17 protein-coding genes are annotated in these 18,961 nt (G+C 43.3%); 5 read left to right on the top strand and 12 right to left on the bottom strand.

Features of this window, described 5'->3' with window-relative positions:
• The 5 genes from M3085_RS13460 to M3085_RS13440 all read right to left on the bottom strand — a co-directional run.
• A partial coding sequence (locus tag M3085_RS13460) for an MATE family efflux transporter (RefSeq protein ID WP_249053287.1) occupies positions 1-1,276 on the bottom strand: 1,276 nt, incomplete at its 3' end.
• A gap of 242 nt (positions 1,277-1,518) precedes the next feature.
• On the bottom strand, positions 1,519-2,139 hold the full coding sequence (locus M3085_RS13455; RefSeq protein ID WP_249053286.1) for a CatA-like O-acetyltransferase, family 2: 621 nt from the start codon (positions 2,137-2,139) through the stop codon (positions 1,519-1,521).
• A 74-nt stretch (positions 2,140-2,213) separates the two neighbouring features.
• Entirely contained in the window at positions 2,214-3,035 is an 822-nt protein-coding gene (locus M3085_RS13450; RefSeq protein WP_249053285.1) for a helix-turn-helix domain-containing protein, read from the bottom strand.
• Positions 3,036-3,136: 101 nt separating this feature from the next.
• Positions 3,137-3,499, bottom strand: coding sequence for a VOC family protein (locus tag M3085_RS13445; RefSeq protein WP_249053284.1), 363 nt, complete (start codon positions 3,497-3,499; stop codon positions 3,137-3,139).
• A gap of 99 nt (positions 3,500-3,598) precedes the next feature.
• Positions 3,599-4,402: a helix-turn-helix domain-containing protein gene (locus M3085_RS13440; RefSeq protein ID WP_249053283.1), complete on the bottom strand. Its 804-nt coding sequence runs from the start codon at positions 4,400-4,402 to the stop codon at positions 3,599-3,601.
• Positions 4,403-5,021: 619 nt separating this feature from the next.
• Here M3085_RS13440 and M3085_RS13435 point away from each other — a divergent pair.
• Genes M3085_RS13435 through M3085_RS13425 form a run of 3 tightly spaced genes read left to right on the top strand, consistent with a single transcriptional unit; the run spans position 5,022 to position 9,013 of the window.
• Positions 5,022-5,939: a family 43 glycosylhydrolase gene (locus tag M3085_RS13435; protein WP_249053288.1), complete on the top strand. Its 918-nt coding sequence runs from the start codon at positions 5,022-5,024 to the stop codon at positions 5,937-5,939.
• A 25-nt stretch (positions 5,940-5,964) separates the two neighbouring features.
• Entirely contained in the window at positions 5,965-6,960 is a 996-nt protein-coding gene (locus tag M3085_RS13430) for a glycoside hydrolase family 43 protein (protein WP_249053282.1), read from the top strand.
• Between the two features lie 16 nt (positions 6,961-6,976).
• Entirely contained in the window at positions 6,977-9,013 is a 2,037-nt protein-coding gene (locus tag M3085_RS13425) for a hypothetical protein (RefSeq protein WP_249053281.1), read from the top strand.
• 9 nt (positions 9,014-9,022) lie between these two features.
• Here the strand turns inward: M3085_RS13425 and M3085_RS13420 are convergent, their stop codons facing one another.
• From M3085_RS13420 to M3085_RS13410, 3 genes are read right to left on the bottom strand one after another with little or no spacing between them, the layout of a single operon-like run.
• Positions 9,023-9,832, bottom strand: a complete 810-nt coding sequence (locus tag M3085_RS13420; protein ID WP_178257411.1) for a metal ABC transporter permease — start codon at positions 9,830-9,832, stop codon at positions 9,023-9,025.
• 17 nt (positions 9,833-9,849) lie between these two features.
• Positions 9,850-10,272 carry a phospholipase gene (locus M3085_RS13415; RefSeq protein ID WP_178257410.1) on the bottom strand — a complete coding sequence of 141 codons (423 nt, stop codon included), beginning with the start codon at positions 10,270-10,272 and terminating at the stop codon, positions 9,850-9,852.
• Between the two features lie 4 nt (positions 10,273-10,276).
• The gene (locus M3085_RS13410) at positions 10,277-11,506 is read right to left on the bottom strand and encodes a 3-phosphoshikimate 1-carboxyvinyltransferase (protein ID WP_204500877.1); all 1,230 of its coding nucleotides are present in this window, start codon (positions 11,504-11,506) and stop codon (positions 10,277-10,279) included.
• 44 nt (positions 11,507-11,550) lie between these two features.
• Here M3085_RS13410 and M3085_RS13405 point away from each other — a divergent pair, with 44 nt between their 5' ends.
• Entirely contained in the window at positions 11,551-11,691 is a 141-nt protein-coding gene (locus M3085_RS13405) for a hypothetical protein (RefSeq protein ID WP_178257408.1), read from the top strand.
• Between the two features lie 95 nt (positions 11,692-11,786).
• On the opposite strand, the gene M3085_RS13400 is transcribed toward M3085_RS13405, so the two are convergent.
• From M3085_RS13400 to M3085_RS13390, 3 genes are read right to left on the bottom strand one after another with little or no spacing between them, the layout of a single operon-like run.
• Complete coding sequence (locus tag M3085_RS13400) at positions 11,787-12,878, bottom strand: PepSY-associated TM helix domain-containing protein (RefSeq protein WP_178257407.1); 1,092 nt, start codon at positions 12,876-12,878, stop codon at positions 11,787-11,789.
• 34 nt (positions 12,879-12,912) lie between these two features.
• Positions 12,913-14,358: a DUF4374 domain-containing protein gene (locus tag M3085_RS13395; protein ID WP_249053280.1), complete on the bottom strand. Its 1,446-nt coding sequence runs from the start codon at positions 14,356-14,358 to the stop codon at positions 12,913-12,915.
• 46 nt (positions 14,359-14,404) lie between these two features.
• Positions 14,405-16,831, bottom strand: a complete 2,427-nt coding sequence (locus tag M3085_RS13390; protein ID WP_262921579.1) for a TonB-dependent receptor — start codon at positions 16,829-16,831, stop codon at positions 14,405-14,407.
• A 304-nt stretch (positions 16,832-17,135) separates the two neighbouring features.
• On the opposite strand from M3085_RS13390, the gene M3085_RS13385 reads away from it, so the two are divergent.
• Positions 17,136-18,440 (top strand): hemolysin family protein, encoded by a 1,305-nt coding sequence (locus tag M3085_RS13385; protein WP_249053278.1) that lies wholly within the window; start codon positions 17,136-17,138, stop codon positions 18,438-18,440.
• Positions 18,441-18,774: 334 nt separating this feature from the next.
• Here M3085_RS13385 and M3085_RS13380 read toward each other — a convergent pair.
• The coding region (locus tag M3085_RS13380; protein WP_249053277.1) for a hypothetical protein at positions 18,775-18,961 on the bottom strand (187 nt) is incomplete at its 5' end.

The raw sequence follows: 18,961 nt of genomic DNA, 5'->3' as shown, positions 1-18,961 counted from the left end.
ATTTAAGATAAATAACAGACTGCACCCCAAGTCCAATCACGAACAAGTATTCTACCGTCCAATAAACGGCAAGGGGTACATCCCAATAGCTCAATCCCCACAGGTAGAGCAGATAGGCGACAATGGTTGTCGCCTGAAAGATGAAAGCTGTCCGTGTTGCTCCTGTTCCCGTTACAGAATTCATATAGACATAACCGGGTAAGGCAAAGACGTAGTTAAGCAACATGACCACAAACGGCAACCATGCAGTTTGTACGATATTCGAATTATCTGTATAGACACTGACAACAGGCTGATGGAATACCAACGCAAGCGTAATCAGCGGTAAGCCGATGGCATAGCCTAATCGTATAACCCTGCTGCATAGCGGAAACACTTGTTCTCTTTCGTTTGCTCCAATCAGATTGCTTACCAACGAGCCAGTTGTGGCGGCAAAAGAATTGACAATGACAAAGAACAAGGCAGATATGTTTCGGAGAATGTTTGCCACTGCAAGTTGCAATTCTCCCAAATGTTCTATTGCTACGAAAAACAGAAACCAAGGGGCTACGCTGATAAACGAATGGAACATGCTCCAAACGGATACACGACAAACATGGAGTAATACACCTTTGTCGAAGCTCCAAGACAAGCCATAAAGCCTTTTATCCATTTTACGTGAAACACGAATTGCCAACACTGCCAACGAACACGCTTCGGCAAAAGACGATGCGATGGCTGCACCTGCTATTCCCATGTTCCAATGGAATATGAGCAGCCAATTACTTGGAATGTTCACTAATACGGCTGTCAGAGCCGCCATGTTCAAGGCTTTTGTATAGGTAATACCGACCATGAACGAACGTAAAGCAAGGAACGGAAAGGAGAACAATACTCCCCAAATTCGTCCGTCCAAATAATCAATTACAGCATGATAGACTTCCGTAGAAGTAATCAGCCTACTTAGAATAATCGGGGAAAACAGTCTGGAGAACAAATACAAAAAGACAGCAAGTCCCGACAGGAAAAACAATCCTTGAAAAAATGTCTTCCCTGTTTCGGAATAATGCCGTTCACCGTTACGCCGTGCGATAACGACCTGTAAACCCAAACTGAAACCGAAACCAAGCATATAGATAGCCAGATACCAAATCCCGGCAAGGGCGGATGCACCCAGTTCTATTTCTCCTACATGCCCCAAGAAAATAGCATCGGTAATATTGATAAGTTGTTCGATAAGGATGCTCATCATTACGGGAAAGTTGATGAGCCAAATATTCTTATATGTATAGTTCATTGTTCAACTTGATGTGATACGACAAGTCCTGCTGCACAAGGGCGGCATGACACATCGCATAATTATAAATTTGGAATAATGGCAAAACAAGAAAGGACAAACCTATTATAAGCCTGTCCGTTGCTGAATAGCTATGACTAAAATGCTATCCGTTAAGCGTAGCTATATGCACACTTGCCATTTCATATGGGTTGAACAACTCTATTTTTTGTTAGTATTGCAAAGATAGCATTTGTTCTTGATTATACCTCCAAGTTCTTGATTTCTTTTTGCAGATTTTCCAAAAAACGGGAAGCATGTGCGCCATCCATTTGTGTATGGTGAAACTGAAAAGAGACAGTCAATGTACGCTTCCACAACCTTCGTTTGTATTTACCCCAAATTAAAAACGGATTATTGAACACACCGCTGTACATACCTACAGCTCCATCTATCTCATATTGAGCAAGAGCAGATGTACCAATGACCATGCTGTCCGTTAGGTCATAATTTTGGCAACTTTCAGCAACTTGCTTCGTCAGTCTCAGATAATCAGTATTGAACTGCTGCAAATTATCGGAAAAAGGAATATCGCAGGAACTAACTTCGCCCTCCCGATTGGCTACAATAGAACAGACAGCTAGATTGTCGTATTGCATTAACTTCTTGTCAACAGGAAGCATATAGAACTCTTTTATGTCGCTTGCTGCTTTTCCGATACACCAGCACATCAACATATTGAACTTTAGCCTTGTTCGTTTGCTTATTTGGGTTAGACGAGTAACATCTATGGTCTTGAAAAAGGTGAGCATGGGCATGGGGGCATTCATCCACAATTCAAATGCATAGGCACGGGGTGTTTCTTTTGGATTTACTTCTTTCATTCTATCATTCATTTTAAGTTTAATCAGAGCAAAGGTAAGTCGGCTATCAAACTATGGATAGAATAAAAGGGACATTATATAGGGTTGTTAAACAAATCGGAATAAGGTTTGCATACGTTTAACAAAGACAATGGCGTATAACCGCTAAATTGTTTAAACTCCCGGATAAAATGCGATTGGTCAGCGTAACCACATTGATATGCAATTTGAGCCAGATTTGCATCTTCTGTGTAATACTGTAGCAATTTCAATGATTTCTGGAAACGAACTATTCTTGCATATTCCTTCGGATTCGCACCTACCAGCTCATTGAACAGACGTTCAAATTGTTTTTTGCTCAAACAGACAGTAGAAGCCAGTTCTGTGACGGAAATGGCAGGCATGGTGAATAGTTGTTGGATTGCGGAAGCTATTCTTTTGAGATTGCATGTAGTTTTTGAAGTCAATGCGTCTATTATTCGAGATAACAGCCATTGCTCTATTATTGTAATACATGAGTTGGTATCTTCATAATTAAAGATTTGCGCAGCCAGTTGTTTTAATTTTGCGTTTTCAATGTCATAACCGGAAATCTCTTGATTATGTAATAAAGATATGGGCATATTCAAGAAGGCTTTTAGAACGTATGGCTGAAACACAACCACTATCATTTCCACATTTCCATCCGCATATAAATGGGAAGGATAATTTACCTGACCGCTGATGCTAAATTCCGATTGGGAGGTTTTTAACTCTGGTATATAGAGCGGTGTTTGTTTGTGGAAAATGATTTGAGGACAACCAATAGGAAAAGTAAGGGTATTCAGCGGTTGATTGCTTTTGAATACCCAATAATACCTGACGTAAGGTTGTAACTCCTTGCAAGGTTTGTAAAATTTGAAGTCCTCTTGAATCATTTTACAAAGGTAAGGCTTTTTGTCGTTTGTTATTGGTAATGAGCAAAAATATAGCTGCAAATAGAATAACTTGCAGCCATATTTTAATCTATCAACACGTGTTAGTCTGTATAAAGTCCTATGCGATTGCCGGCGGGATCAGCGAATACGGCAAAATATCCCTTTCCTTCTGCTTGGATTTTTGTCTTAGGAATCGCTATCCTGCCACCATATTTCAGTACTTGCTGGATTGACCAGTCAATATCTTCACAATTAAAGTGAATTAATACACCATGCTCTGAGGGTTTGAAGTCAGGTGCATAGGATATTGCACCAACTGTTTGTCCGTTCTGTACAAAACAAGCCATTTTCTCATTGCTGTATTCGGCTACCATAAGTTCCATCCCAAAGATCGCTTGATAAAAATTTACCGATTCGTAGAAGTCAGTAACGGGGATTTCAAAGAATGCAATTAAATTCTTCATGTTCTTTTTTCTTTTAGTTATTACTTTACTTTGTCCTGCGCTAAGACATTGCAAAATTACGATTGCCATAAAGACATAGATAGAAGAATACGGACATTCTTACGAGTCAGAAAAATAATCAGATATTGGAGTATAAACTGATAGGTATTCTAATGGTGTATATCCTGTAAACAGTTTAAAATCTCTTATCATGTGTGATTGGTCGGAAAAACCACAACTATAAGCTACTTGCGCAAAATTATATTGAGGATTTTGCTGTAACAAGAATAAAGACCGTTGCACTCTTATAATCCGTAGAAATTTTTTTGGTGAAGTTCCAATATATTCCGTAAAAACCCGTGTGAATTGTTTTGTGCTTAGGCACGCAGTATTCGCTAATTTGCAAACATCAAGGTATGGGTTAAGGTTAATGTTTTGGATTACAGTAGAAAGTCTATCTATATTATAGTCTGAACATGCAACTAAACGATGCAATAGGAATTGTTCTATCAAATTTATACAATGAATGTTGTTTTCTGTATCAGCTATTTTGTGGGTAAGTTCGGTTAATTCCCTATCTTCGACATCCTCTATCGCTATATTTTCTCCTTGGAAAAGGGATAATGGTTGCCGAAAAAATATCTTTGCCGCATATGGTTGAAACACGACAACAAGCATTTCTATATCTCCATTTGCACAAATATCAGTATATCCATTTTCTTGTCCGCAAATGAAATTTTGTGGTTGCATTTTATGGTAAGTTTGCGAGAATAATTGTTTCTTCTTGTGAAAGAATATTTGTATGCAACCTAATGGGAATGTACGTTCGGTCGTAGCATTTATCATATCACTTTCTAATATCCAATAATGGCGAATGTAACTACGTAATATCGGTGATGGCTGTATTATTTTGAATGACTGCATTTTATAAATATATTAGTGAATGAGCAAAAATACAGGAAGTGTTTTACATCGAATAGAATAAAAGGGACATTTTAGTGCAAGGTGCAAGTATATATCTATATATAGCTTGCACCTTGCACTAAGCATAGAAGATTTATTTTCAACGATTTGCACAGTTCAAAATAAAGTCGTATCTTTGAACCGAAGTTTTAGGCAGACAACAAAAAGCCAAGAACAGACAAAATTCAGTCTTTTTTGCAACCTAAGTTGTACCCCCTAAGGCATTGACATTTTGAAAACGAATTGAATTTCAAGGATATAGGAGAGCAGGTTCATAATCCTGTCTCTCCGCTTCCAATAAGAAGAACCGCTGAAAGTTCAGCGGTTTTTTTGTTTTTATATCCTATGTTTGTTCCGCCCGAATCGGGGTACAATCATGCTTTCGGGTCGGACGAAATCTCATAATCTCTGTTGGAAAGCCCTTAATAGACTTATTTTGGTCAGATTGTTTCATGATTTGCTTCTTTTGTCGCCATTTGTTTTTGATATGTATGCTACATTTGTAATGTACAATTAAAACATGATGAATATGCAAATAAAACTTTTGTTACTTTCTTTTCTGTCGTATTCGGCGGGGCTGATGGCAGAAAATACTTATACAAATCCGGTTGTGGATTATAGTTTGCCTGACCCTTCTGTTATTAAGGGAGACGACGGGTATTATTATCTTTATGCTACGGAAGACATTCGGAACCTGCCGATACACCGTTCGAAAGATTTAGTGAATTGGGAGCTGGTAGGCACAGCTTTTACTGACGAAACCCGTCCTGACTTTGAACCTAAAGGGGGACTGTGGGCTCCCGACATTAATAAGATAGGCGATAAATATGTGCTTTACTACTCCATGTCGGTATGGGGTGGCGAATGGACTTGCGGAATCGGTTGTGCGGTGGCTGATACTCCAGCAGGGAAGTTTAAAGATTGTGGGATGATGTTCCGCAGTAATGGGATAAATGTCCAAAATTCAATCGACCCTTTTTATATAGAAGACGGCGGAAAGAAGTATCTGTTTTGGGGAAGTTTTCACGGAATATATGGCATCGAATTGTCGGATGACGGTTTGAAAGTGAAAGAAGGGGCTAAGCCGGTACAGGTGGCAGGTGATGCGTATGAAGGAACATACATTCATAAGCGCGACGGATATTATTATTTGTTTGCTTCGATAGGGCGATGCTGCGAGGGCATAAAGAGTACCTATACCACGGTGGTAGGACGTTCTGATAAACTTTTCGGCCCTTATTTTGACAAGCAGGGGAGAAGCATGTCGGATAATCATCATGAAATTCTGATTCAAAAGAATGAAAGTTTTGTAGGAACCGGACATAATTCGGAAATTGTAACCGATAAAGCCGGTGACGATTGGATGTTCTATCATGCAGTCAAAGTGTCAGACCCGGATGGTCGTGTGCTGATGTTGGATAAAATTGTTTGGGAGGACGATTGGCCTTCTGTAAAAACAAATTCTCCGTCATTGGAATCAGAGAAACCGGTATTGTAGTAGGATTAAAGATAATTGGAAATTAATGAAATATCAATATTTATTAGGTATAGTGGCGTGTAGCGCTGTATTGTCAGGGTGCTCGTCGGGTACTGCGAAAAAGCAAGTTGCAGAAAGTGATGGCGAAGAGATTGCTTTTGCCGATCCTACGATTACCAGGGAGAACGGAAAGTATTATCTGACGGGTACTGGTGACAACCACCCTCAAGGATTTACGATGTTAGAGTCTGCCGATTTAAGAACATGGGAGGTGATGACGGGCGATTCTGTCCAATATTTATTAAAAGAAGGCGATAACGTTTTTGGTGACAAAGGCTTTTGGGCTCCACAGTGGTTTAGAGACGGAACTCATTGTTATCTGACTTATACGGCGAATGAACAAACCGTATTGGCAGAAGCCGATTCGTGGAAAGGTCCTTTTGTGCAGAACACCATAAAACCGATAGACGGCAGTGAAAAGAACATCGATTCGTTTCTTTTTAAAGACGATGATGGAAAATATTATTTGTATCACGTCCGTTTTAATCACGGAAACTATATTTGGGTAGGCGAATTCGATTTGCAAAAGAGAGCAATCAAACCGGAAACACTGAAAAAGTGTTTAGACTGTACAGAGGCGTGGGAGAATACGCCGAACTATGTATCCGATCCCATAATGGAAGGTCCTACTGTAATAAAGCTGGATGGAGTTTATTATTTGTTTTATTCGGCAAATCATTTTATGAATATTGATTATGCTGTAGGCTATGCTACTGCTTCTTCTCCTTTAGGGCCGTGGAAGAAATACAGTGGCAATCCGATTATCCATCGTGATATAGTAAAGGAAAACGGAACCGGACACGGGGATATTTTTACCGATTCTGTTGGGAAGTACTATTATGTTTATCATGTACATGCTTCCGATACCGCAGTGTCTCCCCGTAAAACACGCATTGTTCCTTTGCATCTCAAGAAAAGTGACGCGGGAATTTATGATATTTCCGTTAATGCGAATGAAGTAATCAAACCTTATAAAAAATAAAGAAAACACAGAGCTTATGATTTTGAAGAAAGTATTTTGTAGCGTTGTTTTGCTGGCAGGTACATTAGGAGCGAGTGCCATTGAGTATACTCCGGTTAATGTGACGGCTTCCATCTCATTGAAAGTTCCGGGAAACAACGCAGTACGTTATCCGTTAACATTTCAGGAACTTCGTCAGAGTGAATTCAATTATCAGTTGGTAAGCAATGAAAAACTGCCCGTAATGATTTATCAGAAAGTTTCGGGGGATGAAGATACGAAACGGATTACCTTATTTATTGTGGCATCAGAGGATGTTTATTTCAACTATGGCGAAGAGATAAAGAGCGGAGCAAAGCATGATGATTGTTTGTTTTATATGCCCGGTTTCTGGTATCGGCGCAACTTACGTTCTCCGAAGGAAGCTCCTTCTTTCCATACTTCGGACAGCTGGACGGTGCGAGAGGACCGTTTGAGTAGTCCGATGACTACCATCTTCGATGAAAAAAACAACAAATCGTGGTCGGTAGCCCGGTTGGATAAGTTTGAAACGGATGCATTGACTACCCATAAGGAGGGCGAAGTAATACTTTCCGGAAAAACATCGGTGGGCTATACGGGATTTGAGAATAACGGAGGAATAGCGGCACTTTCGTTTGGATTTCCGTATCGCGAAACTCCTAAAACGTATATTCGTAAACTGACGTTGGCTCCGTCGGTTGAGGCATATCAGTATCTTGCCAAAGGAGAAAGCATGACGTTGACGTGGGAAATCAATGAAAACGCGCCGACTGATTTCTCTGACTGCGTGAAACAGGCATGGGAATATTGTTACGACTTGTACAAGCCTGTTCCGGTAGAAACGCCTTATACCGATGAGATTATGAAAGACGTGTTAAGCAATTTTTTTGTAGAAAGTTTCGTAAGTGATACGCCGGCTAAATATTATTCGGGAGTTGAGTTGCGTACGGCAGACTGTGAAAAGCTGGATGTGGCAGAAGTGGGTTTCGTAGGACGTACCTTACTGAATGCTTTCAACACTTTAGAGTACGGCGAAGCCAAACATCGCAACGATTTGGTTGCCAACGCCAATGCTATATTCGATTCGTATCTGGAACATGGTTTCTCTGATGCCGGTTTTTTCCATGAGGTTATTCATTATAAACGCAACGAGGCAGAACCTGTACATAGCATCCGCCGGCAGTCGGAGGGAGTATATGCTGCTCTGTATTATTTAAATTACGAGAAACAGCAAGGGCGCAAGCATCCTGAATGGGAAAATCGGCTGAAGGGTATGCTTGATACTTTCTTACGTTTGCAGAATGCGGACGGAAGTTTCCCGCGCAAGTTTAACGACGATTTATCGGTAGTAGATAAGAGCGGAGGAAGTACGCCGTCTGCCACTTTGCCTTTGGTGATGGGATCTAAATATTTTAAAGATAAGCGTTACTTAGAGTCGGCAAAACGTTCGGTGGCTTATCTGGAAAACGAACTGATTTCGAAAGCCGACTATTTCTCTTCTACGCTTGATGCGAATTGTGAGGATAAAGAGGCGTCGCTTTATGCTTCCACTGCTGCTTATTATCTGGCATTGGCTACCAAAGGAGAAGAACGGTCACATTATGCAGAGCTGGCGAAAAAGGCTGCCTATTTTGCTTTGTCGTGGTATTATACGTGGGATGTTCCGTTTGCCAAAGGTCAGATGCTGGGCGACATTGGTTTGAAAACACGCGGATGGGGAAATGTTTCGGTAGAAAATAACCACATCGATGTTTTTGTATTCGATTTTGCCGATGTGCTTCGCTGGTTGTCGGAGGTATATGACGAACCGAGGTTTGCTGATTTTGCCGATGTGATCAGTTCGTCGATGCGCCAGTTATTGCCTTACGAGGGACATTTATGCGGCATTGCCAAAAAAGGATTTTATCCGGAAGTGGTTCAGCACACGAATTGGGATTACGGAAAGAATGGCAAGGGTTATTACAACGATATCTTTGCTCCGGGATGGGTAGTTGCTTCTTTGTGGGAGTTACTTTCGCCGGGACGTGCCGAACAGTTTATCGGTGGTAAATAACCGTAACCCTTACCGGAACTGTTTATAGAGTTTGGCTCCGGTATATATCAAGATAGACACAAATATGATGGCTGCTCCTGAGGGTACTTGTAGCTGGTAAGACAGCAAAAGCCCTCCGAGGCAGCCTATATAGCCTATAAGGATAGACAGCCCGATGATGCGCTTGAAGCTGTATGTAAACAGGTTGGCAGTCATTTGCGGAAGTGTGAGCAGCGAGATGGCAAGCACGATGCCTACCATGCGCAGACATGCCACGATGGTGAGGGCGATGAACATCATGAGGATGTATTCGAACAAGGCTACGGGCATTTGTTGCGAGCGTGCAAATTCGCGGTCGAAAGCGATGGCGATGATGGGACGCATGAAGAGCGTGAAAAATGCGATAAGCACGATGCTCAGTATCGCCAGTATCCAGATGTCTCCCTGCGTAATGGTCAGAATATTCCCGAACAGGTATGAAGAAAGGTCGGGCGTGAAACCCGGTGCAAGGAAACTGAATATAATTCCGATTGCCATACCGAATGTCCAGAACACGGCGATGGCGGAATCTTCGCGCATGTCGCTCCGTTTGCTGAGCCATTCTACCCCGAACGCCGACAGTGTAGAAAATACCGCAGCCGCCAATAGGGGAGAGATACCCGTGTAAAGACCGATGCCGATGCCACCGAACGAGGCGTGGGTTATTCCGCCACTGATGAAAACCAGCCGGCGTGTAACGATGTAAGTGCCTATGATTCCGCAGGCGATGCTGGCAAACAGGCTTCCCAACAGGGCGTGTTGGAAGAAAGTATATTGGAATAGTTCAAGTAAATTACTCATCGTTAGTTTCTGTCGATTCAGTTTTTAAATCTTCTTTCTCCTACTATCAGGAAAAGCTCGTCTTTCAGTTCGTCAGGCAGTTCCACGTTGCGCAGTTGCAGGCTGCGACACCATCCGGCCACCTCTTCTTCTTTCATGGTATACATTATTTCCCTGAACTCGTCAATCTCTTTTTCGGAATATCCGTCCGACGGACGTCCCTTGAAGCGGTCTAGTTCTTCATCGTCGTAATACTCTATCTCTTTGCTTACGGCGGCAAGCAGGCTTTCTTTTTCGCACACTTCATGCTGTCCGCAACATTCGCTGTCTACCGTTATAACGGGGGGAGCTTCTTTCAGTTCGCCGCGGTCGATTTTCTTTTGAATCTTTCGGTTATAGGCGTAACCTACCGCCAGTCCGAATAAAACCACTCCTATCAGTATGACAATCAGTATTCCCATAACGTTATTCTTCTATGATGCCAAATCCGGCTGCCGACAGGTTTTCCCAATAGTGTGGATAAGATTTGCTCACCACTTCGGGATGGTTGATGCGTAAGTTTTTCAGGCGGAGGATTGCCGGAGCAAATGCCATCGCCATGCGGTGGTCTTCGTACGTATCGATGGCAGGATTGGTGTCTGCTTCACACCGTTCCCCTTCCCACGACAGTTCCGAGCCGTTGTTTTCTGTCAGTACATAGCCTAATTTTTTCATTTCCGTCATCAGTGCGCTGATGCGGTCGGTTTCTTTTATTTTCAGACTTTGCAATCCGGTGAAGCGGAAAGGTACGTTTAACATCGCACACGTAACCACGAAGGTCTGTGCCAAATCGGGCTGGTTGATGAAATCGTACTCCAAGCGCGATACGGTTTCCCCTTCTTTCCGTAATATTACCTCGTCTGACAGATACGTAGTGCTTACTCCTAACAGCCCGAACAGCTCCGCCACCTTTGAGTCGCCCTGCAAGCTGTGTTCCGACAGGCGGGGCAACCGTACGGCAGCCTGCTCTGAAAGGGATACTATCTCATACCAATACGAGGCTGCACTCCAGTCGCTTTCTACCGTAAAGCGGCGGGGCTGGTACCCTCCGGTGTCTACCTTCAGCCGGTTATTGTCCGTCCATTGAGCTTTTGCGCCAAACTGCCGCATGAGTTCCAGCGTCAGGTCGATGTAAGGGCGCGATATGATGTCGCCCGTAAGCGTCAGTTGCAGGCCTTTTTTTTGTGTGGGAGCTATCATCAGCAGGGCAGAGATGTATTGCGAACTGACGTTACCCGGCAGAGAGATTTCGCTGCCTGTCAGTTGTCGCCCGTTGATTTTCAAGGGGGGATATCCTTCGTTTTTCGTATACTCTATCTCAGCTCCCAAAGAGCGTAGCGCGTCTACCAAAATCCGGATGGGGCGTTGTTGCATCCGTTCCGTTCCCGTAATGACGTGTGTACCTTCGGTCACAGCTAAATAAGCCGTGAGAAAGCGCATTGCCGTTCCTGCCGCATGGATGTCGATGGTAGGCGGCATGTTGGTGAGCGCACGTATCATCACTTGCGTGTCGTCGCAGTCCGAAAGGTTTTCCGGCTGGGTATTCCCGTGGGCAAGCGCATTGATGATTAACGCACGGTTACAAATGCTTTTCGAAGAAGGCAGTTGGATGGTTACATCTATCTGTTTGGGCGGAATTAACTGTATACGCTTCATGGTGTGTTGCAAATAGTCATTACAATATGCAAAGATAACGAAATATGTATAAACAAGACAGGAGCCCGGCTGATTTTTATAAGAAGCCGATTAAAGACTATTCTTACGGGTATGGAAACGGCTCTGAAACGCTTCCCATAGAACAGGGCAACGCTATGGGTAGCGTTGAGTGGTTTATCGGGTAGAAACAGGAAGTCTATGCGGTTGCGTTTTCCGAAGAAAAGCGAATGCTGTATTTGCTTGTTGTTCAAGTAAATACAGCACTGCAAGAAAAAAGGATTCAGATGTAATGTTTTCGCTTCATCCACAAGTAATAACCGCTTAGCGGCAAAACGCCTCCGATTAGTGCGGCTATAAAATAAAGTATTTTGGTAATCATGCCTCCCCAGCTTCCGGTATGGACGGCGTAAAACCACCCTTTCAGGGTTTGCGAGGGGGGCAACTCCTTGTAACGGGTAATCTTTTTTATTTCTCCCGTCTGCTGATTAAACGTAACGCGGTCTGTTTTGCGCATCGATGAATGGGTGTAAGGCGATACTTGTGCATTACCGATAGCTAAGGTAATGTTTTGGTAGGCCGGATAACGGTTTTGTAATTCATGGAATACGTTATCCCATACGTTATAGTCGAACGCTTGTTTTTTACCGGTCTGTTTGCCGTTAGCCTTGCCCGGAGCAGATGTTTGCTGCTGTCCGCCTCCGAAAAGCGAGTAAGCAGCCGTTCGATACCATCCGAACGACCACGTCAGTCCGGTCAGCGCCATTATCAGTAAGAAAATAGTGGCGTAAAATCCCAATGAAACGTGGCTGTCGTACCAAAAACGTCTCCACCCCTTGCTGTATGAAACCTTCAGCCGGTTTTTCAATGCTTTCCGGTTGCGCGGAATCCATACGATGAGTCCGCTGACGAGGATAAATACCATAACGAGTGTGGTTATGCCCACCACGACTTTCCCCACCGACTTTTCGCCTTTTTGTGCGGGAGGATTCATTAACCACCGGTGCAGTTTGCGCATGGTTTGAAAGAACGGATAACTCTTGGTCCATCCGTTTACATCGCCCGTGTAAGGATTTACGCTCAACGTCCTCCGCCCGGCATTTTTAAAACTTGCCATGCACACGCCGTCCGCCTCTCCCGGCATTTGCAAGGAAGACAGTGAAAGCGAATCCGGCATCTGCTCACGGATGCGGGCAGCAATTTCGGAAGGCTGTAAGAATTTGGTTTGAGGCTCCGAACGGTATAAATGTGGGTTGAGTGCCTGTGTGATGTCTTGCTCGAAAACGAGTGCTGCCCCCGACAGGCAAATGACCGAAATCAATATGCCCGTCGGGACAGCCAACCAGAGATGGAGTTTTCTGTATATTTTATTCATCTTATTCAGAGTCTGTAATCAGTGTTTTACCCAATTATTTGGACGAAGACAGAACTCCCAGTGCAGCAACACTGTCGACCGACTTGATGCTCAATCCGGCAGTGGCAGTAGCCGTAGCAGGGTCTATTCGATAGATGGTCGTAGTAGTTCCGTCGGTCATGACCACAGGGATATAAGCGTACCTCTTGTCGCTGCAAGGCGTACCGAAGCTGGAAAGAACGCTTGCATCAGGCAGTCCGGTAACAACGGTCAGCGTCTGGTCTTCACCTTTGAATACAGCCAACTCGTTACGTTTGGCAGAAGTGCCCGCCATGCCTTCTGCGCCGTCGCTATACATTTGAAGCAAGAAGTAATCTTCAGTGATGTGCCAGCAGCGGAACATCGGGTTATGGTTGCCCTGCAATTCAAGATTAACATAGTAACTGTCATCAAATTCGGTTTCTCCCGCCTTGATGCGTGCCACTCCCGAAGGAAGTTGCCCTTGAACGCGATAAAGCGTATGCGTTTGTCCGGTATTGGTGTCGGTGACAGTTGTTTCAGCCGTTGTGGTACGTCCGTATCCGGGAGAGAACACATAAAGGTCGCCGTTATCCGCTGCCCAGATAGTCTGATAATACTGTGAGCGCATACGTCCGCTGGCAAACCCAATCTTGTTCGTGCGGGCGATGATAGGCGTTTCATTGAAATCATCTCCGCTGTAAATTGCTATGAACGCACTGTCGGGATATTGCGTGGTAGGTATCATGCCGGCAGTGTACTGTCCGGAACCTTGCCCGCCACTATGATCTGTAATGAGTTTGACATCTGAAATCAATTCCGGATAAGTGTTGACAGCATAATGGCTCATTCCCATCGGTACAACCGAAGTATACAGGCGGTCATTGGCTTCTACGAATCCGGCAAAGCTGACACGTTCTCCGTTTCCGAGGAAGTTTTCGGCTATATGACTGCCCGTTTTCGAGCTGCCGTCGTTTGCATTCAGGTAATTGAACTGAAGGTAGTAAGCATAATTGCCTTCGCCGTCGTCTTCAGCAGTTCCGGCATTGGTTGAGGCTGTAATCACATTGTCTCCCCATGTACCGTAAGTGGTAGTGCGGTTATAGGTATATTGGCGCGCTTCTTCGATAGTACCCGAAGAGTTCAGGCGGTAAGAAAATCCCGTACCTGCATTACCGTCGTTATATTGGAAGTTAAACAGATAATTCTCACGGTAGAATATCCAGTTTGAGCCCGATTCGGTTTCCGTTCCGTTTCCTCTTCCGGTCACTTCGCCTTCGTCCAGCGATTCGGCAGTAAGCAGATAAGCCGCATCGTCTGCTATTGCTGCTATTACGTAGCGGCGAATGCTTTCTTCGGTATTATCATCTTTGTTGTCATTACCGTTATTGCTATTAGGCTCGTTATTGTCGCTGCAAGCGGTGAAAATACTGCCGAAAGCCATTGCTGCGGCAAGTGTCCATACGAAATTGTTCTTTTTCATTGGTCGAATGGTTTTGTAGGGATTAATATTGCTTTATTTATATGTTTTAGTTTCCGAAATGCACCTTGAATTTGCCATAAAAAGCGCGTCCGGCTTTCTGAAGACTGAAGTTGTCATACAGTTTCTCGTTGGTAAAGTTTCTGCATTCGAGAGAAAAACTGTATCGTCCGTTCTTTATCGAATAACCGAGAACAAGGTTATGCGACAGTTGGTCAGGTACACGGCTTTTCGTGGTCGGGTCTCCCAGCGCTTCCCAGTAGAGCGGGAACTCATGCTGGTAGTAACCATCGTACCCAATCGTTAGCGTATTTCCTTCGCGGAATAAATCATGCCAAGCAAAGTTTGCATCGAAATTGGCAAACGTATAAGGCTGGTTGGGAATGCGCTGTCCGTAGCTGACGCTTTCTTGTAACGTGTTTCCGGCACGGTATCGTTCGTCATCGCGGGCATTGATGTTGTTGAATGTTCCTCCGATATTAAACCATCGGTCATAATTGTATCGGAGTGAGATGTTGAATCCTTTCGTTTTTACCCGTCCGTGGTTTTCGTAAATACCGTAACTCATGCCTCCTATGGCATCCAGTCCGCGTTTGATGTAATCTTTGGTATCGCGATATATCACACTGCCTTCCAAATAAAGCCCGTGTTTTCCGAACTGACGACCGTAGCTGAGGTTGAAATTAACGTTATCGCTCTGTTCCGGTCGCAGATTGGTTTTACCCGCTTCAAGGTCTTCGTCTCCGAAAAGCTCATCGGTAGTAGGGAGCCGATAGGCTTTCTCGTACGACAGTTTAGCCTGAAGGTCTTTGATGATAAAGTATGTTCCCGCAACTCCATACCCTAATGAGCTTGTATGTCTTGACAGATTGATGTAATCTCCTACGCCGTCATCGTTTTGCGACACAGGACCTTTATTATATTGGTTATAGTATTTCCCGAAAACAGATAAGTTCCATTTCTCCGAAGGCATCAGCCGGTAAGATAATCCGGTGATGTTTTTTCTTGTGATTTTAGGAATATCAAAGCTGGAGATTTTAGAACTTCCTCCCACGTAAGAGCGTGTAGTGCGCTTAAACGTACTGATAACATGATTCAGCGTAAATGTATGTGCCGTACCAATGCGATAGTTGGCTGTAAAAGTTCCGTTCCAGTTCATGTTTTTCGATTCGTTGTTCTGATACGATTGTTCGCCGGGAGTTCCGGTGTATTTGCGCTGTCCTAACCAGTTGTATTTATAGGCAGCCGTATCAATGTTATGGGTGATGTTATGATTGTAGTTGGCATTCGCAATGACATCCAGCCCCTTCACAAATAAATTATGTTTGCTATACTCTATCGACGGAACGAAAGAATGTCCTTTGCGATGCTTTTGTCCGAATACGATATATTGGTAAACTCCTGTTTGTATCTCTTTATAGAAATTGCTGTATGTAAAGTTCAGCATCAATCGGTCGGCCCATTTTTTGTCTACCACACCGATTTTCCCGATAATCGCTTCGTTGTGAAATTGGTCGTTGAAGCGTTTTACGTGATATATTTTACTGCGGTCGGTACTTTCTGTTACGCCATCTTCGCTGAATTCCGTAATGTAATTGTCTATGTAGTAATTGTTGTCCGAAAAGTTTTGAAAGGCATTGACCTCATAAGTCAGCCCGTTTTTAAACGTCTGACCGAAGTGGACGTATGATTTATGGGTATTGAATGAACCGTACGAATACGACGCATCAAGAAACCAGTTGCGGCGTTTCTTGTTTGTTACGATATTGATTACTCCTCCCAAAGCGTCTGTGCCGAAACCTACGGGTACTACACCTTTATAAACCTCTATGCGCTCGGCAAAGTTTACTGGTATGTTATTGAGCCCGAATGCAGTTCCTGTACCTTCTTGCGGAACACCGTCTATAAATACTTTTACGTGTTTTCCGCTGAACCCGTCTAACATTAATTGCATATCCGAGCCCACTCCGCCTGACTCGCGGAGTTTTATTCCGGGTAACTTTTGAAGAGCTTCACTTAAGTTTTTAGTTGTATTGTGCATTTCTTTTGCGTCTAATGCTACGGCGTTGAAAGCCGAACGCTTTACACGCCCCACTCCGTTTGAGACAATCACTACTTCGTCCAATTCAGTTTCTTCTGTTTCCAGTTCGATGTTGCGCCTTATGGGATTGTCTTTGCTGATTTCAATTTTTCTTTCATAAGTCTGATAGCCGATGGCAGATACCGCCAGTGTGTACGTTCCGGCAGGAGCATTGAGATAATACATCCCCTTTTCGTCGGTAGTACATCCGTATCGCGTGCCTTTTAAATAGACAGTTGCAAAATCGATGATGCTTTTATCTGTCGAAGTCACTCTGCCTGTTAAAGTAAAATGGATACGATTGGAGGCATGTTTATGATGCCGTTGGGCGGTAGACGGGAATATACATATTATACATAAAAATGTTAAAGTGAAGTGTTTTAATTTAGTTTCCAATGTCGTTTGTTTTTATATAGGTTTTATATCTGATTATTTCGCTGCAAAGGTAGAGGTATATCAAAGCTGCCGCAATCGCAAATAATCGGTATTTTTGAGATGAAACATCCTGCCGTTTCTAACAAGATGTTGGTATATTTTATTTGCTCATTCCTCTTGCTGATACGGATTGAGAGATGTAAAGCGCTTAAATTTTGCTCCTTTTCCGGTAAAATACAATGTGTTAAAACTATATAATTGTAAAGTTCAGTTTTTTAATACTATGAACATTATTTTAATTTTGCCCCAAACATTAAGTATTTATATGGATGAAATAATAATTATTATCGGTCTGATAGTACTGAACGGTATCTTTGCCATGTCCGAGGTGGCATTAATATCAGCCCGTAAGTCTCGGCTTTCAACAGACGCAAAAAAAGGCAGCAAATCTGCTCGTGTAGCACTTAACTTGGCAAATGAACCCGACCGCTTTCTTTCTACTGTCCAAATAGGCATTACGCTGATTGGTATTCTGACGGGTATTTATTCTGGGAACAAAATAGCGGAAGAGCTTGCCCGCTATATGATTACGTGGGGAGTCCCCGCGGTTTATGCTCCTGCTACGGCGCAGGTTACTATTGTAGTGATTGTTACTTATCTTTCTATTATTTTTGGTGAACTCGTGCCCAAGCGCATCGGATTGGGAATAGCCGAAAAAGCTGCCAAAGCCGTTGCCCGTCCTATGAGCTTTTTGGCTAAGATTGCTTTACCTTTTGTTTGGTTGCTTTCAAAGAGTACGGAATTCATCTTTAATTGTTTAGGAATCAAAGAATCGGATAGCAAGGTTACAGAAGAGGAAATCAAGTCGATGATTCAAGAAGGAGCGGAGGACGGAGAAGTACAGCCGGTAGAGCAAGACATTGTTCAGCGCGTATTTTTATTAGGCGACTTGAAGGTCGGTTCTATTATGACGCATAAAAACGAGATTGCATGGCTGGATACTTCTATGAACGCCCACGATGTAAGAGAGGTTCTGGCAAAGCAGATGTTTGAATTTTACCCGATAGCCGACGGAGATTTAGATCATGTGAAAGGGGTTGTCGACCTGAAAGATTTGGTCTTGCACCTGCATGAACCGGATTTCGATTTAAATAAGTTGACCCACGAACCGGTGTTCTTTCATGAAAACATGAATGTTTATAAGGCTTTGGAACAGATGAAAGCCCAGAAAATAAGCAGGGCATTGGTTTGTGATGAGTTTGGTACTTGTATGGGTATCATTACATTGCGCGATATACTCGAAGGGTTGGTTGGCTCGATGGAAGTAGGCGGTGAAGAACCGGATATTATCAAACGGGTTAATAACGACGGATGGTTGGTGGATGGTCAATGTCCTTTATATGACTTCTTGTGTTATTTCGACCGTCAGGAGCTGTTCGAAAACTCAGATTATCATACGTTGGGTGGGTTGATTCTCGACCGTTTGCAGCATGTGCCGCAAAGTGGAGAAACAATGCAATGGAATGGTTTTGTTTTCGAAATAGTTGATATGGATGGGGCGCGTATTGATAAAGTGCTGGTTACGACCCCGGAGTCGCCTCAAGATGAAATAAAGCAATTAGAAAATTGATAAATCATTTTTAATCTTAGAGCTTGTTTAAATTTTGCTCTGCCTGCGGTTTGAGAATTGTTTTCGAGGATGTTTTTCCGTTTTTACGAGGATGATAGCGGGCTATCTGACGAGTGAAAACAAGGAAACAGACCGGAAACAAACTCAAAAAGGGGTGGATAAAATACTTAATCGGAAAATTTAAAAAAGTTCTTAGCCTCTTCATTCGGTAAAATTCCGCTGAAGAGGCATTTTTTTACCCTTTTTTATTGCCCTAAAAACGGAAGCCGAAGTGCAGCTTGTTCCTACCGCATGTGACAGGCTACGCTCCGAATAGAAATTCCCGTCCTTTCGGTTAGAAATTTGCCCGTGTTTGTGCCGCATAAATAAATGTAATCGCGTACGCTCGTATATACAGATGTACGGTTTTTCCTTCTTCTCGGCTTCCCTTCCAAAAAGTTTCCGTTGTAAAACCCTGTTTTACAGCATATTTTCCACAAATATCAAAAAAATATGAAAAAAAGTGTGTGGAGTGTGTTGCA

The sequence above is a fragment of the Bacteroides caecicola genome (genome assembly GCF_023337095.1).
Lineage (GTDB): Bacteria > Bacteroidota > Bacteroidia > Bacteroidales > Bacteroidaceae > Phocaeicola > Phocaeicola gallinarum.
Note: the sequence above shows the minus strand (reverse complement) of the source record. Positions and strands in the feature narration are given on the sequence as shown.